This is a genomic window from Streptomyces sp. NPDC097595, from assembly GCF_044761525.1.
Taxonomy (GTDB): Bacteria; Actinomycetota; Actinomycetes; order Streptomycetales; family Streptomycetaceae; genus Streptomyces; species Streptomyces drozdowiczii_A.
Window position 1 is genome coordinate 228,348 of record NZ_JBIWCN010000005.1, and the last position, 24,839, is coordinate 253,186.

At 73.4% G+C, this 24,839-nt stretch carries 19 protein-coding genes and 1 pseudogene; 9 read left to right on the top strand and 11 right to left on the bottom strand.

The genetic code is table 11. From position 1 onward, the window contains the following. Window positions 1–171: 171 nt before the first annotated feature. Both paaK and ACIQZN_RS10470 read left to right on the top strand, forming a co-directional pair. A complete protein-coding gene (gene paaK, locus ACIQZN_RS10465) occupies window positions 172–1,455 on the top strand; it encodes a phenylacetate--CoA ligase PaaK (RefSeq protein ID WP_403990309.1) in 1,284 nt (427 codons plus the stop codon). A gap of 102 nt (window positions 1,456–1,557) precedes the next feature. Next, on the top strand, window positions 1,558–2,346 hold the full coding sequence (locus ACIQZN_RS10470) for an SAM-dependent methyltransferase (protein ID WP_403990311.1): 789 nt from the start codon (window positions 1,558–1,560) through the stop codon (window positions 2,344–2,346). Between the two features lie 18 nt (window positions 2,347–2,364). On the opposite strand, the gene ACIQZN_RS10475 is transcribed toward ACIQZN_RS10470, so the two are convergent. Together ACIQZN_RS10475 and ACIQZN_RS10480 are read right to left on the bottom strand one after the other, a co-directional pair. Then, window positions 2,365–3,864, bottom strand: a complete 1,500-nt coding sequence (locus tag ACIQZN_RS10475) for an acyl-CoA synthetase (protein ID WP_403990313.1) — start codon at window positions 3,862–3,864, stop codon at window positions 2,365–2,367. A 31-nt stretch (window positions 3,865–3,895) separates the two neighbouring features. Beyond that, window positions 3,896–4,573, bottom strand: coding sequence for a TetR/AcrR family transcriptional regulator (locus ACIQZN_RS10480; RefSeq protein WP_403990315.1), 678 nt, complete (start codon window positions 4,571–4,573; stop codon window positions 3,896–3,898). Between the two features lie 92 nt (window positions 4,574–4,665). Between ACIQZN_RS10480 and ACIQZN_RS10485 the strand changes: the two genes are divergently transcribed. Together ACIQZN_RS10485 and ACIQZN_RS10490 are read left to right on the top strand one after the other, a co-directional pair. Then, the gene (locus ACIQZN_RS10485) at window positions 4,666–5,811 is read left to right on the top strand and encodes an FAD-dependent oxidoreductase (RefSeq protein WP_403990317.1); all 1,146 of its coding nucleotides are present in this window, start codon (window positions 4,666–4,668) and stop codon (window positions 5,809–5,811) included. Window positions 5,812–5,951: 140 nt separating this feature from the next. Next, entirely contained in the window at window positions 5,952–7,775 is a 1,824-nt protein-coding gene (locus ACIQZN_RS10490; RefSeq protein WP_403990320.1) for a serine hydrolase, read from the top strand. 67 nt (window positions 7,776–7,842) lie between these two features. Here the strand turns inward: ACIQZN_RS10490 and ACIQZN_RS10495 are convergent, their stop codons facing one another. The 6 genes and pseudogenes from ACIQZN_RS10495 to ACIQZN_RS10520 all read right to left on the bottom strand — a co-directional run bounded on the left by ACIQZN_RS10495 (window position 7,843) and on the right by ACIQZN_RS10520 (window position 14,504). Continuing rightward, window positions 7,843–9,912 carry a tetratricopeptide repeat protein gene (locus ACIQZN_RS10495; RefSeq protein WP_403990323.1) on the bottom strand — a complete coding sequence of 690 codons (2,070 nt, stop codon included), beginning with the start codon at window positions 9,910–9,912 and terminating at the stop codon, window positions 7,843–7,845. Between the two features lie 53 nt (window positions 9,913–9,965). Beyond that, window positions 9,966–10,829, bottom strand: a pseudogene (locus ACIQZN_RS10500) (oxygenase MpaB family protein); the annotation flags it as partial. Window positions 10,830–10,872: 43 nt separating this feature from the next. Continuing rightward, complete coding sequence (locus tag ACIQZN_RS10505) at window positions 10,873–12,318, bottom strand: amidohydrolase family protein (protein ID WP_403990326.1); 1,446 nt, start codon at window positions 12,316–12,318, stop codon at window positions 10,873–10,875. 32 nt (window positions 12,319–12,350) lie between these two features. Continuing rightward, on the bottom strand, window positions 12,351–13,295 hold the full coding sequence (locus tag ACIQZN_RS10510) for an amidohydrolase family protein (protein ID WP_403990329.1): 945 nt from the start codon (window positions 13,293–13,295) through the stop codon (window positions 12,351–12,353). Between the two features lie 31 nt (window positions 13,296–13,326). Next, on the bottom strand, window positions 13,327–13,908 hold the full coding sequence (locus ACIQZN_RS10515; RefSeq protein WP_403990331.1) for a nuclear transport factor 2 family protein: 582 nt from the start codon (window positions 13,906–13,908) through the stop codon (window positions 13,327–13,329). Between the two features lie 29 nt (window positions 13,909–13,937). Next, complete coding sequence (locus ACIQZN_RS10520; RefSeq protein ID WP_403990334.1) at window positions 13,938–14,504, bottom strand: flavin reductase family protein; 567 nt, start codon at window positions 14,502–14,504, stop codon at window positions 13,938–13,940. 279 nt (window positions 14,505–14,783) lie between these two features. Here ACIQZN_RS10520 and ACIQZN_RS10525 point away from each other — a divergent pair, with 279 nt between their 5' ends. Continuing rightward, a complete protein-coding gene (locus ACIQZN_RS10525) occupies window positions 14,784–15,974 on the top strand; it encodes an acyl-CoA dehydrogenase family protein (RefSeq protein ID WP_403990336.1) in 1,191 nt (396 codons plus the stop codon). A gap of 9 nt (window positions 15,975–15,983) precedes the next feature. Here ACIQZN_RS10525 and ACIQZN_RS10530 read toward each other — a convergent pair whose 3' ends face one another. After that, window positions 15,984–17,309 carry a PucR family transcriptional regulator gene (locus ACIQZN_RS10530; RefSeq protein WP_403990339.1) on the bottom strand — a complete coding sequence of 442 codons (1,326 nt, stop codon included), beginning with the start codon at window positions 17,307–17,309 and terminating at the stop codon, window positions 15,984–15,986. Between the two features lie 114 nt (window positions 17,310–17,423). Continuing rightward, window positions 17,424–18,104, bottom strand: a complete 681-nt coding sequence (locus ACIQZN_RS10535) for a GntR family transcriptional regulator (protein WP_403990342.1) — start codon at window positions 18,102–18,104, stop codon at window positions 17,424–17,426. A gap of 117 nt (window positions 18,105–18,221) precedes the next feature. On the opposite strand from ACIQZN_RS10535, the gene ACIQZN_RS10540 reads away from it, so the two are divergent. The 4 genes from ACIQZN_RS10540 to ACIQZN_RS10555 are packed head-to-tail and all read left to right on the top strand — an operon-like array spanning window position 18,222 to window position 23,685. After that, window positions 18,222–19,085, top strand: coding sequence for a fumarylacetoacetate hydrolase family protein (locus ACIQZN_RS10540; RefSeq protein ID WP_403990345.1), 864 nt, complete (start codon window positions 18,222–18,224; stop codon window positions 19,083–19,085). Between the two features lie 60 nt (window positions 19,086–19,145). Then, window positions 19,146–20,105: a VOC family protein gene (locus tag ACIQZN_RS10545; protein ID WP_403990348.1), complete on the top strand. Its 960-nt coding sequence runs from the start codon at window positions 19,146–19,148 to the stop codon at window positions 20,103–20,105. Between the two features lie 11 nt (window positions 20,106–20,116). Beyond that, window positions 20,117–21,712, top strand: coding sequence for a bifunctional 3-(3-hydroxy-phenyl)propionate/3-hydroxycinnamic acid hydroxylase (locus ACIQZN_RS10550; protein ID WP_403990351.1), 1,596 nt, complete (start codon window positions 20,117–20,119; stop codon window positions 21,710–21,712). Next, window positions 21,709–23,685 (top strand): acetoacetate--CoA ligase, encoded by a 1,977-nt coding sequence (locus tag ACIQZN_RS10555; protein ID WP_403990354.1) that lies wholly within the window; start codon window positions 21,709–21,711, stop codon window positions 23,683–23,685. The genes ACIQZN_RS10550 and ACIQZN_RS10555 overlap by 4 nt, the downstream gene beginning before the upstream one ends. Here ACIQZN_RS10555 and ACIQZN_RS10560 read toward each other — a convergent pair. Next, complete coding sequence (locus tag ACIQZN_RS10560; RefSeq protein ID WP_403990357.1) at window positions 23,682–24,749, bottom strand: Lrp/AsnC family transcriptional regulator; 1,068 nt, start codon at window positions 24,747–24,749, stop codon at window positions 23,682–23,684. The two genes, ACIQZN_RS10555 and ACIQZN_RS10560, sit on opposite strands and share 4 nt — an antisense overlap. Between the last annotated feature and the right edge of the window lie 90 nt (window positions 24,750–24,839).

Below are 24,839 nucleotides of genomic sequence, written 5' to 3' on the forward strand. Positions count from 1 at the left end.
AACAGGGCCGTCCGGGTGACGCAGCCGTGTTCGGTACGGGCGTATTCGCGGCCCGGTCCGGATGCGTCACCCCTCTTGCCAGGGGGTGCAAGATCCTGAATTACTGCTCCCGGAGGAAACGACCGAATGATCGGTCGTCCGCACGGCGCGCACGGACGAGGGAGGCCCGACATGACGGCTCTGCTGGACTCGGCGGAACGGATGAGCCGCACCGAGCTGGAGGCGCTTCAGCTCGAACGGCTGCGGGCCACCCTGCGTCACGCCTACGAGAACGTGGCGCACTACCGGGCCGCGTTCGACCGGGCGGGGCTGAAGCCGGAGGACTGCCGCTCGCTCACCGATCTGGCCCGCTTCCCGTTCACCACCAAGGCGGACCTGCGGGACAACTACCCGTTCGGGATGTTCGCGGTCCCCGAGGAGCGGGTGCGCCGGGTCCACGCCTCCAGCGGGACGACGGGCCGTCCGACCGTCGTCGGTTACACCGAGAGGGACCTGGAGACGTGGGCCGATGTGGTCGCCCGGTCCATCAGGGCGGCGGGCGGCCGGCCGGGGCAGAAAATCCATGTGGCGTACGGGTACGGGCTGTTCACCGGCGGCCTCGGGGCGCATTACGGGGCGGAGCGGCTGGGCTGCACGGTGATTCCGGCATCCGGCGGCATGACGGCACGTCAGGTCCAGCTCATCCAGGACTTCCGGCCCGACATCATCATGGTGACGCCCTCGTACATGCTGACCCTCCTGGACGAGTTCGAGCGGCAGGGCGTCGATCCGCGGACGACCTCGCTGAAGACGGGGATCTTCGGGGCGGAGCCGTGGACGGAGGAGATGCGGCGGGAGATCGAGGAGCGGTTCGCGATCGACGCGGTCGACATCTACGGCCTGTCCGAGGTGATGGGTCCCGGCGTGGCCCAGGAGTGCGTGGAGACCAAGGACGGGCTGCACATCTGGGAGGACCACTTCTATCCGGAGGTGGTCGACCCCCTCACGGGCGAGGTGCTGCCCGACGGGGAGCGGGGTGAGCTGGTGTTCACCTCGCTGACCAAGGAGGCCATGCCGGTCGTCCGGTACCGGACGCGGGACCTGACCCGGCTGCTGCCCGGCACGGCCAGGGTGTTCCGGCGGATGGAGAAGGTCACCGGACGCAGCGACGACCTGGTGATCCTGCGCGGGGTGAACCTCTTCCCGACGCAGATCGAGGAGATCGTGCTCCGTACCCCGGGGGTGTCGCCGCACTTCCAGCTGCGGCTGACCCGGGAGGGCCGGCTCGATGTGCTGACGGTGCGGGCGGAGGCCAGGACCGGGGCGACGCCGGAGCAGCGGGCGGCGGCCGCCGCGTCGGTCGCGGCGGCGGTCAAGGACGGGATCGGGGTGTCGGTGGGCGTCGAGATCGTGGACCCGGAGACGCTGGAGCGGTCGGTGGGGAAGTTCCGCCGGATCGTGGACGAGCGGCCGTAACTTCCGCGCAGGCCAGTGGGGTTGCTGTGGCAGGATGGGCCGGAGTGACCGTCGTCCGCAGGGGGACTCGTGTTCTCCCGCCGAGGGATTGGGGAGCACACCATGACGGCAGGCCCGTCCGGCACACCGGTCGACACCAGCAGGCCGCACCCGGCCCGTGTCTACGACTACCTCCTCGGCGGCAAGGACCACTACCCCGTCGACCAGGCGCTCGGCGAGCAGATGCCGGAGCTGGCGAAGGTGGGGGTCGCGCAGAACCGGGCGTTCATGCACCGGTCGGCCGCCTGGGCGGCGCGGGCGGGCATCGACCAGTTCCTGGACATCGGGACCGGCATCCCGACCCGGCCGAACCTCCACCAGATCGTCCAGGGGGTGAACCCGGCGGCCCGGATCGTCTACACGGACAACGATCCGATCGTCCTGCGGCACGCGGAGGCGCTGCTCGTCAGCACCCCCGAGGGGGCCACGGACTATCTGGAAGCGGATGTGCGCGACCCGGAGAAGATCCTCGCCCACGCCCGTACGGTGCTGGACTTCGAACGGCCGGTGGCGCTCTCGATGATCGCCCTGATGCACTTCCTGGCCGATGAGGACGATCCGTACGGCATCGCCGCCACGCTGGTGGGCGCGCTGCCTCCGGGCAGCTGCCTGGCGCTCTCCCACTTCACCGTGGACTTCCTCGTCGTCGATGAGGAGGCGCTCGGCCGCTACCGGTCGAGCGGCATCACGCTTCAGCCCCGCGACCGTGCGGAGGTGGCCCGCTTCTTCGACGGGCTCGACATGGTCGACCCGGGCCTGGTGCCCGCGCCGCGGTGGTACAACGGGACGCCCGCGCCGGAGCGGCAGGAGGCCACCGACACCATCTACACGGGGGTCGGCCGCGTGCGGTGATACGCGGCCTGCCGGCCGTCAGGCGAGGCGGTCGCGCAGTTCCCGCTTGAGGATCTTGCCGCTGGCGTTGCGCGGGAGGGCGTCCGTGAACACGACGCGCTTGGGCGCCTTGAAGTGGGCGAGGCGTTCGCGGGCGTGCGCGATCAGCTCGTCCTCGGTGGCCTCGCCCTTCAGGACGACGACCGCGGTGACCGCCTCGATCCAGCGCTCGTCGGGCAGCCCGACGACGGCGGTCTCGGCGACGGCGGGGTGGGTGTAGAGGGCGTCCTCGACCTGCCGGGAGGCGACGAGGACCCCGCCGGAGTTGATGACGTCCTTCACCCGGTCGACCACCGTGAAGTAGCCGTCCGCGTCCCGGACGGCGAGGTCCCCGGAGTGGAACCAGCCGTCGCGGAACGCCTCCGCGCTCTCCTCCGGCTTGTCCCAGTAGCCGGTGCACAGCTGGGGTGAGCGGTAGACCACCTCGCCCTGGGTGCCGTCGGAAACCTCCTTGCCGTGCTCGTCCACGACCCGGGCCTCCACGAAGAGGACGGGCCTGCCGCAGGAGTCCATCCGGCCCTCGTGCTCGTCCGGGCCGAGCACGGTGGCCAGCGGGCCGATCTCGCTCTGCCCGAAGCAGTTGTAGAAGGCCAGCCCGGGCAGCCGGTCGCGGAGGCGTTCCAGCACGGGGACGGGCATGATCGACGCCCCGTAGTACGCCTTGCGCAGGCCGCCGAGGTCGCGGGCGGCGAAGTCCGGGTGGTTGGCGAGGCCGATCCAGACGGTGGGCGGGGCGAAGAGGCTGTCGGCCCGCCCCGACTCGACCAGGTCGAAGATCCGGGCCGCGTCCGGTGCGTCCAGGACCGTGTTCTCGGCGCCCACCGCGAGGTAGGGCAGCAGGAACACATGCATCTGCGCCGAGTGGTAGAGGGGCAGTGCGTGGACGGGCCGGTCCCCGGCGCGCAGGTCGAGCGCGGTGATCGCGCTGACGTACTCGTGGACGAGGGCGCCGTGCGTCATCATCGCGCCCTTGGGGAGCGCGGTGGTCCCGGAGGTGTAGAGCAGCTGGACCAGGTCGTCGGCGGCCGGTTCGCGGACAGGGGTGAACGGGCGCGGGGTGTCCAGCTCGGCCAGCAGCGACCCCTCGTCGTCGCGCAGCGCTCGTACGGCGAAGCCCTCGGGGACGCGGTCCGCGAGGGCCGGGTCGGTGAGGACCAGGGAGCTGGCGGACTGGCGCAGGATGTACGCCAGGTCGTCGCCGGTGAGGTTCTGGTTGACGGGCACATGGACGAGCCCGGCCCGGGCGCAGGCGAGGAAGGCGATGAGGTACGCGTCGGAGTTGTGGGCGTAGGCGGCGACCCGGTCCCCCGGGTTCAGGGCGTGGCCCCCGGTGAGGGCGGCGGCCGCGGTGCTGACGGCCTCGTCCAGCTCGCGATAGGTCCAGGCCCGGCCGGCGTACCGCAGGGCGGTCCGTTCGGGGGTGCGCCGTGCGCTGCGGGTCAGGACGCCGTCGACTGTGCTGCTGCGTACACCGGTCATGGCGTGATCCTGTGCGGCCGGGGGCCGGTGGTCAAGGGTTCCGGACCCCGCCGATGCCGGTGAGCCAGAGGTCGACGCCTGCGAGGAACTGCTCGCGGTCGTCGTGGTCGCGCAGTTGCGGCGCGACCTTCCGCAGGAACGGGTACTCCGTGTCGGCGAGCCGCGACCACTGGGTGGCGAAGCCGTCGAGGAAGGCCGTGCGCTCCGTCCCGGGGGCCAGGCGGCGGGCGGCGGCGGCGTACTGTCCGGCGAGGCCGAGGATGTAGCTCACGAGCGCGGACGCGCAGTCGAACTGCGCCCGTTCGGGGACGCCGAGCGCGTCGAGCCGCTGTCCCACCGCTTCGAAGATCCGCAGGGCGGCGGAGTGCCACGGCTCGATGGAGAGCTGGGTGCCCACCCACGGGTGGGCGTCGATCGCGTCGAACGCCCCGAGCGCGATGGCCCGGATCGCCTCGCGCGGCTCCGCGCCCGCGGCCACCTCGGACAGGGCGCGGGCGACGACGGCGTCGGCGGCGGCCGCCAGCAGTTCCTCCTTGTTGGCGACGTGGTGGTAGATCGCGCCGCTCCCCGTGGCCAGGCGCGCGGTGAGCGCGCGGAACGTCAGCGCGCGCTCGCCCTCCGCGTCGAGGATCCCGATCGCCGCATCCATGATGCGTTCCTTCGAGAGCGCGTCCGTGCGTCGCGGGGCCCGCTGTTTCCTGGTCGCCATGAGCACCATTTTGACATGGATGGATCGGTGTTCCACAGTGGGATTGGAACAACGATCCAAAGCAATGCACCACACCAGCGCGGGAGGACCCCATGCACACCGAAACGACGCCGGTCACGATCATCGGCGCGGGCCTCGGCGGCCTCGTGCTCGCCCGCGTGCTCCATGTCCACGGCATCCCGGCGACGGTCTACGAGTCGGACGCCTCACCCGAGGCCCGTACCCAGGGCGGCCAGCTCGACATCCACGAGGGCGACGGACAGCGGGCCCTCGCGGACGCCGGCCTCACCGAGGAGTTCCGGGCGATCATCCACGAGGGCGCCGAGGCCCTGCGCATGCTCGATCCGGACGGCGCGGTGCTGCTGGACGACCCCGCCGACGACACGGCCGGGCGCCCGGAGGTGCTCCGCGGCGACCTGCGCCGGATCCTGCTCGACTCGCTCCCGGACGGGGTGGTCCGGTGGGGGCGCAAGGTCTCCGGGGTGCGCTCCCTCGGCGAGGGCCGCCACGAGGTCTCGTTCACCGACGGCTCCACCGTGACCAGCACGCTCCTCGTCGGCGCCGACGGTGCCTGGTCGAAGGTCAGGCCGCTGGTCTCCGACGCCGTACCCGCCTACATCGGCACGACTTTCATCGAGACCTATCTGTACGACGCGGACGAGCGGCACTCCGCGACGGCCGAGGCGGTCGGCCGGGGCGCGATGTACGCGCTGACGCCCGGGAAGGGCATCGTGGCGCACCGCGAGGCGGGCGGCGTCCTGCACACGTACGTGCAGCTGAACCGCTCCGCCGAGTGGATCGGCTCCGTCGATTTCACCGACACCGCCGCCGCGACCGCCCGTATCGCGGCCGAGTTCGACGGCTGGGCCCCGCACCTCACGGCGCTGGTCACCGACGGCGAGACCGCCCCGGTCGCCCGCATGATCCACACGCTCCCCGACGCCCACCACTGGGACCGCGTGCCCGGCGTGACGCTCATCGGCGACGCCGCGCACCTGATGCCCCCGTCCGGCGACGGCGCGAATCTGGCGATGTTCGACGGCTCGGAGCTCGGCAAGGCGATCGCCGCCCACCCCGGCGACACCGAAGCCGCGCTCGCGGCCTACGAGGCGGAGATGTTCCCGCGCAGCGCGTCCTTCTACGCGGACGCCCACGAGATCCTGGATCTCTGCCTGGGCAAGCGCGCCCCGTACGGGCTCATCGACTTCCTCGGGAGCGCCGCACCGGCCGGTGAGTGATTCCTGACGAGAAGTCAGATTCTCGACCCCGCCCCCCTCTACGGCACAGCGGGCCCTGACAGTACTCTCTGCTCGGCAGGAAGTTTCACGCCCGGAAGAGATTTCGAAAGTTACTTTCAGGCAGCGAGAAGGGGTTGCGCATGACGGAGGACACGGCGGCCGGGGAGATCAGCCGGCGGAGGCTCGGTGGTGGGATGCTGGCCCTGGGCGGGGCACTCGCCCTGGCGCCGATCCCGTTCGCGGGCACGGCGTCTGCCACGGAGTCGGGGGCGGGGTCGGCACAGATGCACGCGGGCGCGAAGCCGACGCTGCGGCGCGGATCGGCCGCCCGCGCCGGGCTGTTGCGGGAACCGCTCGACCAGCTGGTCACCGAGGCGGAGCGCTACCTGGAAGCCTCGCCGAAGCACCCGTGGTACGCGGGTGCGGTGCTGCTCGCGGGCCGGGGCGACACGGTGGCCCTGCACCACCCGATCGGCAAGGCGGTGCGCTACTCGGCGTACGACGAGACCACCGACACCGGCGTTGAGTTCCCCGAGGACCAGCAGATCGCGATGGCCGAGGACACGGTCTTCGACATGGCGTCGGTCTCGAAGCTGTTCACCTCGATCCTGGCCGTGCAGGAGATCGAGCACGGTTCGCTGGAGCTGGAGGCGACGGTAGCCTCCTATCTGCCGGACTTCGCCGGCGGCGGCAAGCAGGACATCACCATCCGTCAGCTGCTGACGCACACCTCGGGATTCCGCGCGACGATCGCGCTCTACAAGGCGCCGACCCGGGAGGCGAAGCTGGAGCTCATGTGGAACGAGGTGCCGGCCAACCCGCCCGGCACGGTCTATCTCTACTCCGACCTCAACCTGATCTCGCTCCAGCTGGTCCTGGAGAAGCTGACCGGGCAGACCCTGGACGTCCTGCTGCGCGAGCGGATCACCGGTCCGCTCGGGATGCGGCGCACCCGGTACAACCCGCCCGCCTCCTGGAAGCCGAAGATCGCCGCGACCGAGGACGCCCGGCTCCCCTGGTCCGGGCTCGACCGCGGCCTGGTCTGGGGCGAGGTGCACGACGAGAACGCCTTCAGCCTGGACGGGGTCGCCGGGCACGCCGGGGTGTTCTCCTGCGCCTGGGACCTGGCGGTCCTGGCGCGCACCCTGCTCAACGGCGGGGTGTACGGACGGGCCCGCATCCTCTCGGCGGACTCCGTCGATCTGCTGTTCACCGACTTCAACACGGCGTTCCCCGGTGACGCGCACGGCCTGGGCTTCGAGCTCTACCAGCACTGGTACATGGGCGCCATGGCCACGCCCCGGACGGCGGGGCACACCGGCTTCACCGGGACCAGCCTGGTCCTGGACCCGTCCACGGACTCCTTCCTGATCGTGCTGGGCAACTCGGTGCACCCGGTGCGCAACTGGCGGTCCGGCAGCGCGCCGCGTGTGGCCACCGCCAACCAGATGGCCCGGGCCGTCGCGGTCCGCCCGGCCCGGGGCCGTACCGCCTGGTTCTCCGGGATGGCGAGCGCGTCGACGGCCACCCTGTCGCTGCCCGCCCTGCCGCTCGCCTCCTCGCGGGCCCGGCTGAGCTGCGCGCTGTGGTGGGACACCGAACCGGCCTCCGACTTCCTGTACCTGGAGGCCTCGACGGACGCCGGTGGCACCTGGCAGCCGGTCCCGTTCACCACGACGCCGACCGGGCAGGGCGGGCGCCCCCGGCCCGAGGCGCACCCGGACGGCTCGCTCTCCGGCTGGTCGGGCCGGGTCTGGCACCGCCTGGACGCCGGCCTCGCCGGAGTGCGCGGCGCCGGGGTCCTGCTGAGGTGGCGCTACACCACGGATCAGCTGTACGTGGGCCGGGGCGTGTACGTGGACGCCATCAAGGTCGAGGACGGCGGCCGTACGGTCTTCGACGAGGGCCGTCCGTCGGACGCCCGGCGGATCGAGGCGACGGGCTGGGCCGCCTCGGCCGACTGACCGGCCCTCCGGGGCGCGGGGCGGGCGGGCCCGGCCGCCCGTCCCGCTCCGGCGCGGGTGGCCCGCGTCAGAGCGGTGCGTGGCCGCGTTGCCGGAGCGCCGCCACCTCGCGGTAGAGGTCGGCGGCCTCGCGGGCGCGGCCCAGCTGTTCGAGGCAGTGCGCCTCGTCGTCGCGGCCGGAGAGGGTGTCCGGGTGGGCGGGGCCGAGGAGCCGGGTCCGCGCCTCGGCGACCTGGCGGTACAGGGCGAGCGCGTCGGTCCAGCGGCCCAGCCAGCCGAGGGCGACGGCGACCTCGCGGCGGCTGACGAGGGTGTCGGGGTGGTCGGGGCCCAGGACGCGCTCCCGCCCCCCGGACACCGCCTGTGCCTCGGCCAGGGCCTCGTCCCAGCGGGCCAGCCGGCCGAGGTTGACGCCGAGTCCGTGGCGGGCGCGCAGGGTCTCCGGGTCGGTGGGGCCGTTGACCCGGGTGCGGTCGGCGACGAGCGCGCGGTACAGCTCCAGGGCGTCGGCGCTGCGGCCGAGTCGGCCGAGGCTGATGCCGACCTCGTAACGGGTGGCGAGGGTGTCCGCGTGGTCGGGGCCGAGCAGCCGGGTCCGCGCCTCGGCGACCCGGCGGTACGTGTGCAGGGCTTCCGTCCAGCGGCCGAGCCGGCCCAGCGTGTAGCCGACCTCGTAGAGCGTGACCAGGGTGTCCGGGTGGTCGGCCCCCAGCACCCGGGCGCGGGCGGCGGCCACGTCGCGGGCCATGCGGTACGCCTCCTCCAGGCGTCCCAGTCTGCTGAGGCTGAAGGCCAGGTTGTGGCGGCAGCGCAGGGTGTCGGGGTGGTCGGGGCCCATCGCGCGCTCCCGCGAGGCGAGCACGGCGGTGTGCAGTTCGTGGGCCTCGGTGTGCCGGCCGAGGCGGCCGAGCGCGTACGCCATCTGCTGCCGGGCGGCGAGCGTTTCGCTGTGCTCGGGGCCGAGGGCGCGGGCGCGGTCCTCGGCGATGCGGCCGAACTCGCGCAGCGCGTTCTCGGCCCGGTCCTTGCGGGCGGTGCCGGGGCTGAGGACCTGGCGGTCGGTCCGGGCGCCGGGCGGGGCGGTTCGGGTGGTCCAGGCGAGGGTGAGGCCCGCCGAGTGGTCGAGCGCCGCCGGCGGGGTCACCGCGCCCGTCGCCTTGTGGCCGCCGGTCATCGTGTGCGCCCACGCGGGCAGCGGCGCGGCGGGGATGGGGGCGGGCGTCCGGCCGGAGAGGGTGACGGGGGCGGGCGGGGCCTCGCCGGCCGGGCCGAGGGAGGGCTGCTCACCGGTGCGGCCGACGGCGATGCGGCGGCGCAGGTCGTGGGCGTCGGCCGGGCGCTCCTCGGGGGTCTTGGCGAGCAGGTCGAGGACGACCCGGTCGAAGAACCCGGGGAGTTCGGCGCGGTGGGAGCGCAGGGGCTCGGGCGGGGTGTCGCGGTGGCCGACGAGGATGCCCCAGGAGTCCTCCAGGTCGAAGGGCGGGGCCCCGGTCGCGATCTCGTACAGCACGCAGCCCAGCGAGTAGAGGTCGCTGCGGTGGTCGACCTGGCCGCCGCTGATCTGTTCCGGCGACATGTAGTGCGGGGTGCCCATGGCGATGCCGACGCCGGTGAGCCGGGAGGTGACCGGGATGCCGTGGCCCGGCCGGGCGATCCCGAAGTCGCAGATCTTCACCGTCCCGTCGGACAGCCGCATGATGTTGGCGGGCTTGAGGTCGCGGTGGACGATGCCCTGCTGGTGGGTGTAGCCGAGGGCGTCCGCGACCTGTTCGGCGATGTCCACGATGTCGTCCACGGGCAGCGGGTGCTGCGCGTTGTCCTCCAGGAGCTGGCTGAGGTTGCGCCCGTCCAGCAGCTCCATCACGAGGTAGAGCACGCCCTCGTACTCGCCGAAGTCGTGGACGACGGTGACGCCCCGGTGCTGGAGGGCGGCGGCCACCCGGGCCTCGCGGCGGAAGCGTTCGCGGACGATGCGGGTGTGGTCCTCGTCGCGCTGGGCGCTCATGGGCTTGAGGCATTTGACGGCGACCTGGCGGCCCAGCGCTTCGTCGCGGGCGCGCCACACCTCGCCCATGCCGCCGCGACCGATCAGGTCGAGCAGCCGGTACCGGCTCTGGATCAGCCTGGTTTCCGCCATCCCTGTTGCCGCCCCCGTCGTTCAGCCCGCTGTCGCCGCACCCTCCCAGGTCAGTCCAGTATGGCTGCCTGCCTCTTCAGTGTGTACGGGGTGGGGCGGCTGCCGGGTCCGAGCCGCGCCATCGCGTTCATGATGTGACCGGGCGGAAGCCGCCAGCGCAGCCGCGCGGGGACGGCCCGCAGGATCGCCCCGGCCGTGCGCAGCCGGCGGTCCACGGCGGCGGGCGGCGGCGCCGTCCGCCCGTACAGCTCATGGGCGAACGGCGGCAGCGACTGGTACGCGAGGGTGGCCACGCGCCGCCACAGCAGGGCGCGTGCGGGGACGAGGAGCGGGGGTACGGGCGGGCGGCGCAGGAAACTGTCGACGTCCAGCGCCTCCGGGGTGCGGGCGAGCCGGGAACGTACGCGGGCGAAGTAGTCGGCCATGTCGGCGGTCGTCGCGGGCACGTCCGCCGGGTCGAGACCGACGAGGCGGGCGCTGTGCCGGTGTTCGGCGAGGTACTGGTCGGCCTGCCGGGCGGTGAGCGGGTAGCCGGAGCGGCGCAGGACCTGGAGGTAGGAGTCGGCTTCGGCGCAGTGCACCCAGAGCAGCAGTTCGGGCTCGTCCACACCGTGGGTGGTCCCGGTCGCCGGGTCGGTGACCTTCAGGCGGGAGTGGATCCTCCGGACCCGGGCGCCCGCCTTCTCGGCGGCCTCGGTGGTGCCGTAGGTGATCGTGCCGACGAAGCCGGCCGTGCGCATGAGCCGGCCCCAGGCGTCCTCCCGGAAGTCGGAGTTCTGCGTCACGCCGCGCATGGCGAGGGGGTGGAGCGCCTGGAGATAGAGGGCCCGCACCCCGGCGATCCACATCATCGGGTCGCCGTGCAGCTGCCAGGTGACCGATGCGGGTCCGAAGAGGCCGGGGTCGGCTTCCGTCATGTGCGTGTCCCTCCCGCTCGGGGCGTTCCGGCCGGTGCGGGCCTCAGCGGGCGCCGGGCGCGGCGGCGACGCGTTCCAGCACGGTATCGAGGTCGGCGCGGGACCACCAGGAGCCCTCCCGCAGGACCCCGGCGATCCGGCGCAGCGCGGTGTGGTCCGCCAGCGGGTCCTCGTCGAGGAGCACCAGGTCGGCGGGCATGCCGGGGGCGATGCGGCCGGAGGCCCCCGCCTCGCCGAGGAACCGGGCGGGCTCGGTGGTCGTCATGCGCAGGATGGTCAGCGGGGCGAGACCGGCCTCGGCGAGCAGGTCGAACTCGTCGTGCAGGGAGAAGCCCGGGATGATGTGGGCCGCCCCGCAGGCGTCGGTGCCCGCGACCATGGGCACTCCGGCGTCGGCGAAGGTCCTGGTCAGCCTGAGCTGGGCGGCCCAGTGGTGGTGCAGGGCCTCGCGGGTGACGTCGGGGAGCCGGGCGAACTTCCGTACCGACTTGTCCCAGGCCCGCAGCTCCCCGGGCGCCATGTAGCGGCGCCTCGGGTCGCCGGTGTGTTCGGGCGCGTCGCCGAACTGCTGGGTGTGGACCCGGATCAGGGTGGGGCACTGCCAGGTGGTGTGCGCGGCGAAGAGGGCGGCCAGCTCCTCGGCCTTCTGCTGGTCGTACGAGCCGTCGGCGAGCGCGTACGCGTGGGCCTCGTGCTCGGAGGTGTGGGTGGCCGGGTTCACGACCATGCCCTTGATCAGCCTGGTCACGAGCCGGTCGGCGCCGGGGAACCTCAGCTTGGGGAGCGGCGGCAGCTTGCGGGTGGCGTTGCGGGCCCGTACCTCGGCCTCGCGGGAGGACGCGGCGGCGAAGACGGTGACGCCGGGGCCCAGGTGCTCGATCGACCAGACCCCGCCGCGTGCGGCGTCGCGCGGGTCGAGGTCGGCGGGGAGATGGCCGCCCAGGCGGATGCCGAGCCGGTTGGCCTCGCCGAGGGCGGCGAGGAAGGTCTCGCGGGTCGTCATGCCCGCCTTGACGAAGTCGGCGCCGTCCCGGTGCTGTTCCCGCACAACCCGCACCGCGTCGTCGGCGGTGCTCGCGTTGAACGGGGTGAGGAGGTCGCCGGCGGTCGCCTTCAGGTCCGGTGCGCCGGTGGGCCTGGGCAGGGTGCCCGCGCGCCGGGACTTCAGGAGCGCCCGGCTGCCGGACATCTGGCGGAAGCCGGCGATGCCGTTGGCGAGCAGGAGGGCGTAGGTGCCGTCGATGTCGTCCGGGGTGTTGAGGGCGTGCAGGTGCATGTCCATGTACGCCGGTACGGCGAATCTGCCCCGCCCGTCCACCACCGGGCGGCCGTCTGCCGGGGCGCCGGTGGCCGTCACGGCGGTGATCCGGCCGTTTTCGGTGAGCACGTCCTGTCCGGGCGTGGCCGTCCCGTCCAGCGGGTCCACCACGGTGACGTCGCTGACCAGCACCTGGCCGGTGACCGATGAGGGGTCGACGTACCTGCTCATGTCTCTCCTGGGGGTAGTGGTGCGGCCGTCCGTCAGACCGCGAACAGGCGGTGTGCGTTACGGGTGGTGAGGTCGCGCCAGGTGTCGGTGGCGGAGGGCGGGGCGGCGGCGTCGACGGAGGCGATCTGGGCGCGGGCCGCCTCGGCGGGGGTCCAGCAGTAGTCGCTGCCGTACAGCAGGCGCTCGGTGCCGAACGCGGCGTCGAGGGCCGGGATCTGACGGGGGAACGGCGTCCCGGCCATGTCGTACCAGAGGCGTCCGAGCTGTTCCACGGCGCCGGGCCCGTCCCCGCCGCCGGTGATCGTACGGAACAGGTCGATGCGGTCCGCGAGCAGCGGCAGCGCTCCCCCGCCGTGGGTCAGCACCCAGCGGATCCGGGGGTGGCGGGTGAACACACCGCGCAGGAGCAGGTCACTCGCGGCGCGGGCGGTGTCGAAGAGGAATTCCAGCATCGGGCGCGGCCGGCCGAGGGCGGTCTCGTCCGCGTGCGGCGCTGAGGTGGGGTGGACGAAGACGAGGGCGCCGCGCCGGTCCAGGGCCTCCCACAGCGGTTCGAGCAGGGGGTCGCCGAGGTAGAGGCCGTGGTGGTTGGTCTCGACGGCGACCCCGTCGGCGCCGAGCACGTCCAGCGCGTAGGCCGCCTCGGTGAGCGCGCCCTCCACATCGGGCAGCGGCAGCGAGGCGAACTGGCCGAACCGGTCCGGGTTCTCGGCGCGGACTCGGGCGCCGAACCCGTTGACCTCCCGGGCCAGGGCGCGGGCCGCGCGGTCGTCCCCGAAGTGCACTCCGGGCGAGGAGACGGACAGGTAGGACGTGGTGATTCCGGCGTCGTCCATCAGGGCGAGGTGCCGTTCGGCGCTCCACGAGGGCCAGCCGGGCATGCCGTCGGGGTGCTCGATCCCGGCGGACCGGGCGGCGTCGACATAGGCGTCGGTGACGAAGTGGGCGTGGACGTCGATGAGTCCGGTCGGGGTCATGGGGTGCTCCTTGCGGTGGGGGCGGGCGGTGTCAGCCGGCGAGCCACGTCAGTGTGTCGTCGTAGAAGGCGGCGGTCCGCTCCGGGCGGTCGTCGCCCAGCAGTTCGCCGGAGACGGTGTAGCCGCGCCGGGCCAGGTGCCACGCGAGGATCGCGTAGGGCGCCCGGTACGGCGCGAGGTCCCGTGCGGTGAGGGGCACGGGGGTGCCGGGCAGCACGGGCGCGAGGGTGTCCCGTTCGTAGACGCAGTCCAGCCGGGCGATGGCCCACCGCCCCTCGCGCCGCTCCAGCCGGTGCACGATCCGGGTGTACGAGACGAGGTCCACGGCCACCCCGTCCACCTCGGTGCGCACCTCGATGCCGGCGGGCAGTTCCGCGAACGCCCGGTCCGCCACAATCCGCACGACGGGCGGCGAGAGGCGGTGCACGCTCGCGTCGCCGCGCCCGGCCATGCGCGCGGAGGCGTCCACGAATCCGGGGCCGGAGCCCTGGTACCAGCTGAGGTTCACCACGGAGTCGGGCCAGTAGCAGGCGCGCATCCGCTCCCACCAGCCCCGGTCCCGCGCCTGGCGCTCGCGCAGCACGGTCTGTGTGACGCTCTCGGTGTCCGTCATGGGGCCTTCCTCGGGGGCGTCGCCGGCGGTCAGCGGTCCCACCAGCCGAAGGAGTGGGTGGGGGCGTGCACCGCGTGCGCGCGGTCGAGGCGGACCAGCCGGCCCCGGTGGAAGAGGAGCGGGCGGCGCGGCCCGTCGGCGGCGGCCAGGTCCAGGACGCGGCCGATCACCATCACATGGTCACCCGCCGGAACGCTTCCTTCCACATCACAGGTGAGCCAGGCCGCCGCACCGCCGAGCCGGGGCGGCCCGTCCGGCGGGTACTCCCAGTCGCCGGTGGCGAACCGGTCCGGGGTCCGCCGCGCGAAGGCGGCGCACACCTCCTGCTGGTCCTCGGCCAGGACGTTGACGCAGAAGCGTCCCGCGCCCGCGATGGCCTCCGCGCTGGCCGATGCGGCGCCCGCCCAGAACGCGACCAGGGGCGGTTCCAGGGACACGGAGGTGAAGCTGCCGACGGTGACGCCGACCGGGCCGGTGTCCGTCGTGGCGGTCACCACGCAGACCGAGGTCGGCACATGGCCCAGGACGTGGCGGAAGGCCGCGGGAGCGGGGGCGGTGAGGGGCGGGGGCGTCCCGGTCGGGGCGGACGTGGGCACAGCGGCCTCCTGCGGTGGATGGGGTCCGGGCTCTGTTCCAGTGATTCCACGGTCCTCGGCCGGCCGCACTGGGCCGGGAGGCCAATCCGGCCGGGCCCGTCCTGGCGGCGGGCCCAAAGGACCGCCGGACTGGTCCGGCAGCGCAGGAGACGGACCCGGATCTGTGCTCCGGGACCGGGGACAGCGGGGCGGACGAGGCGTGCAATCCCACCAAGCGGACCCCGCCGCGTCAGTCGCCCGGGGTGCGCCGTCTGAGCCGTACGACGCCCGGAGGACACCATGACCACGACCGCACCGACCTCGCGGACCGCGCTGAAGGCGCACGCGACGGAGCTGCTTCCGCTGCTGAGGGAGAACGCCGCCCGGACGGAGGCCGACCGCCGGGTCGCCGAGGAGAACATCGAGGCGCTGACCGACGCGGGGCTGTTCCGGCTGACGGTGCCGCGCCGGTTCGGCGGCCACGAGGCGGACTTCGGGACCTTCCTCGAGGTGACGTCCGAGCTGGCGCGCGGCTGCGGGTCCACGGCCTGGGTCGCGACCCTGGTCAACGTCTGCAACTGGATGGTCGGCCTGTATCCCGAGCGCGTCCAGCAGGAGGTGTTCGGCGAGAACCCCGACGCCCGGGTCTGCGGTGTCCTCGCGCCCAGCGCGACCTGCCGGGCGGTCGACGGCGGACTGGTCGTCAGCGGCCGGTGGGGCTTCGCGTCCGGCAGCCTGCACGCGCAGTGGGCCTCGCTCGGCATCCCCGTCGTGGACGCCGCCGGGCAGCAGACGGACCAGGGTGCCGCGCTGATCCCGATGGACGAGCTGACGATCGAGGACACCTGGTACGTCGCCGGGATGCGCGGCACGGGCAGCAACACGCTGGTCGCCGACGAGGTCTTCGTACCGGAGCACCGGATCCTGTCGGTGACGCGGGGCGTGCGGGGGGATTACCCGACGGAGCACACGGAGGAGGCGCTGTACCGCTCGGCGCTGGTGCCGGTGCTCGCGCTGGTCCTGGCGGGGCCGCAGGTGGGCCTCGCCCAGGCGGGGATGGACGTGGTCCGGGCCTCCCTGGCGAAGGGCAAGGGCATCTCGTACACCTTCTACGAGCGCGCCAGTGAGGCCCCGTCGACGCAGATCCAGCTAGCCGAGGCCGCGCAGCTGATCGACACCGCCCGGCTGCACCTGATGCGGGCCGCCGAGGACATCGACTCCTGGGCGGCGCGGGGTGAGTACATGCCGTTCGAGACACGGGCCCGGGTCCGGATGGACACCGGCTATGTGGCCCGGCGCTCCCGCGAGGCGCTGGATCTGCTGCTGAGCATCCAGGGCGCCGGCAGCTTCGCCGAGGCGAGCCCGCTCCAGCGGATCTGGCGGGACCAGGAGACCGGCAGCCGGCACGCGGTGATCAACCCGGCGATCGCCGGGGAGCTGTACGGGCGGGCGCTGCTCGGGATCGAGGAGCAGGTCACCCCGTTGATCTGAGCGGCCGGGTCAGGCGTCGTGGGCTTCGTTCTCGGGCCGGAGCACGGCCGGGCCCAGCACCCTGGCCGCTTCGAGGGCCGCCATCACCTCGGGCAGCCGGGCCGTCAGGTCGTGCCCGAGGAGTTCCTGGGCTCGTTTGACGCGGTACGTGACGGTGTTGCGCGCCACGTGCAGCTGGGCCGCGGCCGCCATCAGGCTGCGTTCGTTGCGCAGGTAGAGCCGCAGGGTGCGGCGCAGCTGCTCGGCGTGCGGGCTGTCCGCCGCCAGTGCCCCCAGTTCGTCGCCGGTGAAGCGGCGCAGGGCGGGGAGGTCGGCGGAGAGCAGGGCCGGGAGCTCGACGTCCGGGTAGTCCACGACGGGCCCGGTGCCGCCGGGGTTGAGCCGCATGACGCGGGCGGCGTGCTGGGCGTCCTCGTGCGACTGGCGGAATCCGGTGAGCCCGTGGCGTACGGAGCCGAAGGCGAAGGCGAAGCCCTCGGGATACGTGGCGCCCGCGGGCGCCTCGGCGGGGTGCGGGGCCTGCGGGTCGCCCCAGGCCCACAGCGTGGTCCGGCCGGTCGGCAGGATCAGGGCCGAGGAGCAGCCGCGCAGGTGCAGCAGGTCGGCCGCCGCGCGCTGGAGGTCCCCGGTGGCGCCGGCGGCCTGGCTCTCGCACCAGGCGACGAGCGCCAGATGGCGGCCCTCCAGGCGGTAGGCCAGGAGCTCCCGCGCCGTGTCCTCGCGTACGGGCCGGCCGTCGAGGATCGCGCGCACGGTCTCCTCGCGTGCGGCGGCACCGCTGGCGAGCCAGCGGTCGTGTTCGGTCAGGTATTCGGTGGTCATCCGGGAGGAGAACTCGTCCATGAAGCCGAAGAGCAGCTCGGAGATGCGCAGGAACTCCTCGGCGCGGTCGTCGGGCGCCGCCCGTTCCCGGCAGGCGGCCATCAGCGCCCCGGCCAGCGCGGCGTGCGCGACGCGGATGCCGCGCAGCACCTTGTCGAGGCCCACCCGGCGCCGGGCGAACTCGCGGTCCCCCAGGAGCGATTCCTCGGGCACGGTCCGGTCGGCCGCCGGGTCGGCCAGCAGGAGCAGGGCCCGCAGGACGGCCGCTTCGGTGCCCATCCGGAGGGTTTCGAAGGGGGCGGGCCCGCCGCCGAGTTCGGGCACCTCGCGGGTGATGACGCGGGCGAGTTCGGTGCCGACGAGCACGGCCCAGGCCACGGGTCCCTCGCCGAGCCGGGCGGTCGCCTCGGTCAGGGTGGGCGCCGAGCTGGCGGGCACGCCGGGCGCGTCCGCCGGGGCGGGGGCGAGCCGGTGGACCCAGCCGGAGAGGCCGGGGTCGTGGTGAGCCGTCATGACGTCGTCCTTGCCGTCGTGAGAGCAGCGGGCGCTGCGTTGCCGTACCGGTCGCCGGGCCGCTGCCTCGCAGGCTGCCACCGGAGGCCGGCTGCCGCATCCGGGCCGACCGCGCTATGCCACCGCCGCCGGGTCGTTCGCGATCACGGTGCGCAGCGCCTGGGAGGTGCGGTCGATGTGCCGGGCGAGGAGGGCGGTCGCGGTGTCGGCGTCCCTCGCGAGGACGGCGTCGACGATCGCCTGGTGCTCGCCGGCCACATCGCGTGCGGTGTCGTGGCCCACGGGCAGCGACCAGCGCCGGTAGAGCGTCGCGGCGTCGCGCAGGCCGAGCGTGGCGGCCAGCAGCCTGGCGTTGCCGCAGCCCTCCAGCAGGGCCTGGTGGAAGCGTTCGTGGACGGCGAACCACTCGGGGTTGGGCGTGCCGTCGCTCCGCATGCCCTCGGTGCCGGCCAGGTGGTGGTGGGCGGCGACGACGGCCGCCTCCCAGGTGATGCCCCCGCGCTCCATCGACCGGCGCAGGACCAGGGTCTCCATCTCGATGCGGGCCTCGGTCAGCTCGTTGAGGTCGGCGAGGGAGACGGTGACCACGCTGAAGCCCTGCTGCGGCGCGGCGTGGACGAGCCCCTGCTCGGAGAGGCGGGTGAGCGCTTCGCGGACGACCGACTGGCTGACCGAGAAACGCTGGGCCAGCTCGACCAGGCGCAGTCGCTGCCCGGGCTCGAAGACCCCCTGAAAGATGTCCTCGCGGATCCGCGCGTAGACGACGCCGCCTCGTGTTGCCTTCTCACCAGCCATGACCACACACCGTAGCAGCCGAACGACAGTCGTAGAAATTATCGTTAATCTCTTGCTTCATCGAGATTACGGGGCAAGACTGCGCAGCAGACACCCCCGCACGGCATGGAGGACCTCATGCGCCTGGCGCACATCGACGGACGGCTGGCCATCAAGGGCCCGCAGGGATTTCTCGACGCGGCGGAGGCGAGCGGCGGGCGCTTCGGACCCGATCCGCAGGGCGTGTTCACCGACTGGGAGGCGTTCTCCACCTGGTGCCGGGAGTTCCTGGCCTCGCCCGCCGCGGCCGAGGCGCCCGTGCTGGGCGCGGACGACGGCGCGGTGTGGGGGCCGCCGGTCCCCCGGCCCGCCCAGATCTTCGCGGTCGGCCTCAACTACCTCGACCACATCGCGGAGTCGAAGCTCGACGTGCCCGCCGAGCCGGCGGTCTTCACCAAGTTCCGGACCTCGCTGACCGGCCCCGAGTCGCCCGTCACCCTGCCCGAGGGGCTGGTGGACTGGGAGACCGAGCTGGTCGCCGTCATCGGCCGGCACTGCCACCACGCGACGCGCGAGACCGCCTGGTCGTACGTGGCGGGGCTGACGGTGGGCCAGGACCTCTCCGAGCGCCGGCTCCAGCTGACCGGTCCGGCGCCGCAGTTCTCGCTCGGCAAGTCCTACCCGGGCTTCGCGCCGACCGGCCCGGAGCTGGTCAGCACCGACGAGTTCGCGAACCCGGACGACCTCGAACTGGGCTGCCGGCTCGACGGGGGCGAGATCCTTCAGAAGAGCCGCACCTCGGAGATGGTCTTCGACATCCCGGAGCTCATCACCCGTCTTTCGGCCGTCTGCCCCCTGCTCCCGGGCGACCTGATCTTCACCGGCACCCCGGCCGGTGTCGGCGGCGCCCGCACTCCGCAGAAGTTCCTTGCCCCCGGTGACGTACTCGTGACCTGGATCGAAGGCATAGGAACGCTGCGCAACCCGATGCTCGCCCCCTGACCGGAAAGCCCTCCAGGTCTCCCCGGTCCAGCCCCGCCGACCCCGAAAGAGAGCCGTTCCATGTCACTGCACCGACTGACCCGGATCGTCATGGGCGTGCCGAACGTCGAACAGACGGCCGCCTACTACGCCGACTTCGGCCTCACCCCCGTGGGCGGCGCCCCCGGCCGGGCCGACGCGCCGCAGTCCTCGTACACCCTGTCCACAGTCGACGGCGGCGAGCAGCTGCGCATCGTGCACGCGCCCCGCCGCCGCCTGGTCGAACTCGGCGTCGGGGCCGAGGACCCGGACGACCTGGACCGGGTGGCCGCGTCGCTGGCCCGGCTCGGCGTGCCCGTCCACCGCGCGGAGCAGTCGGTGACAGCGGTCGACCCGGGCACCGAGGTCCTGGTCCGCGTCGAGATCGCCCCGCGCCTGCGGCAGACCCCCGTCGAGGCGCCGCCGTACAACGCGCCGGGTGCCGTCGCCCGTGCCGGGCACCGCGCCCCGGGCATCCTGCGCGAGGAGCCGGTGCGGCCGCGCAAGCTGGGGCACGTGGTCCTCGGCTCGACGGACCAGGAGACCTCCCAGCGCTTCTTCCGGGAGGGCATCGGCTTCAAGGTCAGCGACACGGTCAAAGGCCTGGCCGCGTTCATGCGCTGCTCCAGCGACCACCACAACGTCCTGGTGCAGCAGGCCCCCGTCGCCTTCCTGCACCACACCTCGTGGCAGGTGGACGACGTGGACGAGATCGGCCGGGGTGCCACCGCGATGCTGGAGGCGGACCCGGACCGGCACACCTGGGGGCTCGGCCGCCACTACATCGGCTCGAACTTCTTCTGGTACCTCAAGGACCCGGCCGGCACCTTCTCCGAGTACTACTCCGACCTCGACTGCATCGTGGACGACGCGCTGTGGAAGCCCGGCGTCTTCGAGGGCGCGAAGTCGCTGTACGCGTGGGGCCCGCCCCCTCCCCCGTCGTTCCTCGCCCCGGAGGACCTGGCGGCCCTGATGACCGGCGCCCACGCGCCGACCCAGTGAGGAAGCACGCCATGCAGCACACACACGGCCGCAGCGACGTCCTGGTCGTCGGAGCCGGCCCGGTCGGCCTGACCACCGCCCTGTTCCTGGCCCGGGACGGCCGGCGGGTCACCGTCCTCGAACAGTGGCCCACCCCGTACCCCCTGCCGCGCGCCGTCCACTTCGACGACGAGGCCGCCCGGCTGCTCGCCGACGCGGGCATCGGTGACCGGCTGGGCGCGCTCTCCGAACCGGCCGACACCTACGAGTGGCGCAACGCCTCGGGCACCCCGCTGCTGACCTTCGACTGGTCGGGACCCGGCCCGTCCGGCTGGCCGCGCGCCTCCATGACGTACCAGCCCGACCTGGAACGGGCGCTTGCCGAGGCCGTCGAGGCCCGCCCGGAGGTGACGGTCCTGCGCGGGTACGAGGCCGTGGCCCTGGTCCAGGGCGACGAGGACGTCACCGTGACCGCGCGGGACGCCGAGGGCCGGCAGCACGGGATCACCGCCGCCTGGGTCGTGGGCGCGGACGGCGCCAACAGCTTCGTACGCGGCCACATGCCGACCCGGATGGAGGACCTCGGGTTCTTCTACGACTGGCTCATCGTGGACGTACGCCCGCACGTCCCACGTGTCTGGGACCCCGTCAACCTCCAGATATGCGATCCGGAACGGCCGACGACCGTGGTGTCGGGCGGGCCGGGCCGGCGGCGCTGGGAGTTCATGCGCATGGCCGGCGAGACGGTGGCGGAGCTCGACACCGAGGCCACCGCCTGGCGGCTGCTCGAACCCTTCGGGATGACTCCGGACACCTGTGAGCTGGAACGGCACGCCGTCTACACCTTCCAGGCCCAGTGGGCGGACGTCTGGCGGTCCGGGCGGCTGCTGCTGGCCGGGGACGCGGCCCACCTGATGCCGCCGTTCGCGGGCCAGGGCATGTGCTCCGGCATCCGGGACGCCGCCAACCTCTCCTTCAAGCTCGATCTGGTCCTGCGCGGCGCCGCCGCCCCGGAGCTGCTCGACACCTACGGCACCGAGCGCGCCGCCCATGTGCAGCACGCGATCGGGATGTCGGTGGAGCTGGGCAAGGTCATCTGCGTCACGGACCCGGAGCAGGCGGCGGGGCGCGACGCGTACATGACCGGCCACGGCGCCGATCCGGACAAGGCCCTGCCGCCGCTGCCCCCGACCGTGCTGACGGACGGTCTCGTGGCCCGTGGCGGGGGCGGCGCCGCAGGGGTCCAGAGCAGGCAGGCCCGCATCGCGTACCGGGGCCGTACCGGACTGCTCAACGAGGTGACCGGACGCGGCTTCGTCGTCGCGTGCCTCACCGATCCGCGTACGGTGCTGTCGGCGCGGCAGCTGGCCTTCCTCGACGGGATCGGGGCGCGCCTGCTGCACCTCGTGTCCTCGCCGGCCGACGGCGGGGAGGACGTCGCCGCCGTCGACGTGGACGGCTTCTACCTCCCGCACCTCGCCGAGGAGGGGCAGGCGGCCGTCGTGATCCGCCCGGACCACTATCTCTTCGGCACCGCCACCGCGCCGGAGGGCCTCGCGGGGCTCGTGGACGACCTCGCGGAGCAGCTGGCCCCGGCGCCGGTCGTCACGGCGGGAGGCGCGCGATGAGCACGACGGCCCCCTCGGCCCCTGAGCCCGTCTGGCTGCCCGACCCGGCGGCGGCCGCGCACTCCCGGCTCGCCCGGTTCACGGACTTCGTCGCGGAACGGACCGGCACCGCGCACGCCGACTACTGGTCGCTGCACGCCTGGTCGGTCGAGGACCTGCCCGGCTTCTGGTCGGCCGTCGCCGACTTCTTCTCCCTCCGGACCACCGGCACCTGGGACCGGGTCATCGACGACACGCCGATGCCGGGCACACGCTGGTTCGCCGGCGCCCGGCTGAACTACGCGGAGCACGCGCTGCGTTCGGGCGAGCCGGACGCCGTGGCCCTGATCTCGGCGGACGAGAGCGGCGCCACCGCGCACCTCACCTGGGGCGAACTCCGGTCCCGGGTAGGGGCGTTGGCAGGCTGGCTGCGCCACCGGGGCGTGACGGCCGGCGACCGGGTCGTCGGCTACCTGCCGAACAGCGCGCACACCGTGCTGGCGTTCCTCGCCTGCGCGTCCATCGGGGCCATCTGGTCGGCCTGCGGCCAGGATTACGGTGCCGAGGGCGCCGCCGGCCGCTTCGCCCAGCTGGAACCGGTCGTCCTCTTCGCGGCCGACGGCTACCGGTGGAACGGCCGGGAGCACGACCGCCGCGCCGAGACCGCCGCGCTGCGCGAGGCGCTGCCGTCCGTCCGGGTCACCGTGGAGGTGCCCGTCCTCGGCCTGTCCCCGGCCGGGCACGCGGAAGCGGACACGGTGGGCTGGGCGGACGCCCTCGCCGAGCCCGCCGAGTGCGTGTTCGAGCAGCTGCCGTTCGACGCGCCGCTGTGGGTGCTGTTCTCCTCGGGCACCACGGGCACGCCCAAGGGCATCGTCCACGGCCACGGCGGGGTCCTGCTCGACCACCACAAGCTGCTCGGGCTCCATCTGGACCTCGGGCCTGGCGACCGCTTCCTCTGGTACACCACGCCCAACTGGATGATGTGGAACATGGTCGTCTCGGGGCTCCTGATGGGCGCCACCCCGGTGCTCTACGACGGCAGCCCGGCCCATCCCGGACCGGGGCGCCTGTGGGAGCTGGCCGCCGAACACCGGATCACCGTCCTGGGCGTCAGCCCCGGCTACCTCCAGGGCTCGGCCAAGGCGGGCCTGGAGCCGGGGCGCGATCTGGACCTGTCCGCCCTGCGCGTCCTCGGCTGCACCGGCGCGCCGCTGCCCGCCCAGTCGTACCACTGGGTCCGCGACCATGTGGGCCCCCGCGTCCAGGTGGCCTCGACCAGCGGCGGGACGGACATCGTCAGCGGTTTCGCGGGCGGCGCCCCCAGCGTCCCCGTGTGGCCGGGCGAGATGTCCGCACCGCTGCTCGGGGTCGCCCTGGAAGCCTTCGACCGGGACGGCCGCCCCGTCACCGGGGAGGTCGGCGAGCTGGTGGTCACCCGGCCCATGCCGTCGATGCCGCTCCGCTTCTGGAACGACCCCGACGGCACCCGGTACCGCGAGGCCTACTTCGGCGCCTACCCGGGGGTGTGGCGGCACGGCGACTGGATGACCCGCACCGCGCACGGCGGCGTCATCGTCTCCGGCCGCTCCGACGCCACGCTCAACCGGCACGGGGTGCGCCTCGGCAGCGCCGACGTCTACGCGGTGGTGGACGAGCTGCCCGGCATCCGGGAAAGCCTCGTCATCGGCGCCGAACTGCCCTACGGGGATTACTGGATGCCCCTGTTCGTGGTCCTGGAGCCCGGCCGGGCCCTGGACGAGGAGCTGCGCGACACCATCAGGACGGCGATCCGCACGCACGCCTCGCCGCGCCATGTCCCCGACACGGTGATCGAGGTGCCCGCGCTGCCGCACACCCGTACCGGCAAGAAGCTGGAGGTGCCGGTCAAACGGCTGCTCCAGGGCGCGGCGATCGACAAGGTCGCCGGCCGGGAGGCGGTGGACGACTTCTCGGCGCTGGAGTACTTCACCCGGTTCGCGCGCGGGGTCTAACGAGCGGGCGGTGTCCGGAGGCGGTCCAGGAGGGCCGCCTCCGCGGTGTCGGAGTGCGTGCCCTCCCAGCTGGCCAGGGGGACGGCGCGCAGGTGGCGGCCCTGTGGATCGAGGAGGTGCCCGGCGAGCTTCATCGGCCAGAGGGTGAGCGCCCGGTCGGCCACCATCAGTTCGGGGTGGCGGGCGGTGAGCCGGGACTCGAAGGCGCCGATGTCGTCCACCGAACGCAGCCAGGCGGCCAGGAGCAGGTTGTGCGGGCCGGTCAGCGAGGCGCAGAGCCGGATCTCGCGGATCTGGCTGATGCTCTTCGCGAGCTGCGGCGCCCGGCTCTGCGGCACCGCCGCCCAGTACGAGACCGAGACCGGCCAGCCGGAGAGCGACCGCGCCACCTCGCACCGGTAGGCGAGCGCCCGGTCGGCGTCCAGGCGATCGAGGCGGCGGCGGACGGTCGTGGGGCTGAGCCCGGTGCGTTCGGCGATGTGGGCGACGGGCCGGCGCGGGTCCTCTCCGAGGACGCGGACCAGTTCGAGGTCCCGCTCGGGAACGGTGTGGCCGGGCTGCCGGTTCGAGGCCGGTGGGGCGAGCTTGCGGCGCTGCTCCTCGGTGAGCCGGTCGAGCCGCCAGCGGCTGCCCTCGGTGTGCAGGGTGGTGGCGACCTGGGTACGGGAGGCCGCGACGCCGTCGAGGGCGCCGAGGCGGAAGCCGACGTACCGGGCGAGCTGGGCGTGGTCCGTGAAGACCGCGGTGACCACGAGGTCCCGGCTGCCGCTGACGTGCTCCAGGTTGAACACGTGCGGGTCGTCGGCGATGTGGCCGGCCACCTCGTGCAGCCGTCCGGGGACGCAGTCGACCTCGATGAACGCGACCAGGGTCCAGGTGTGCGGGCCGCTCGCCGCGACCGAGGGGTGGACGCCGATCCAGGCGTGCCCGGCCTGGGTCAGCCGGGCCCAGCGCCGGGCGACCGTCGAGGCGTCGATGTCGAGCACGTCCCCGATGGTCCGCCAGTCCGCGCGCGGCGCGATCTGGAGCGCGGTGACGAGGAGCAGATCGAGTTCGTCCAGCACAGGACCGCCCTCCGGGTGATGGTGGTTGTCGGCAAATGACCTGCCTGTTCCGGAGGATACGTGCAGCAGAGCCGGTCCGTTCGGCCGGAT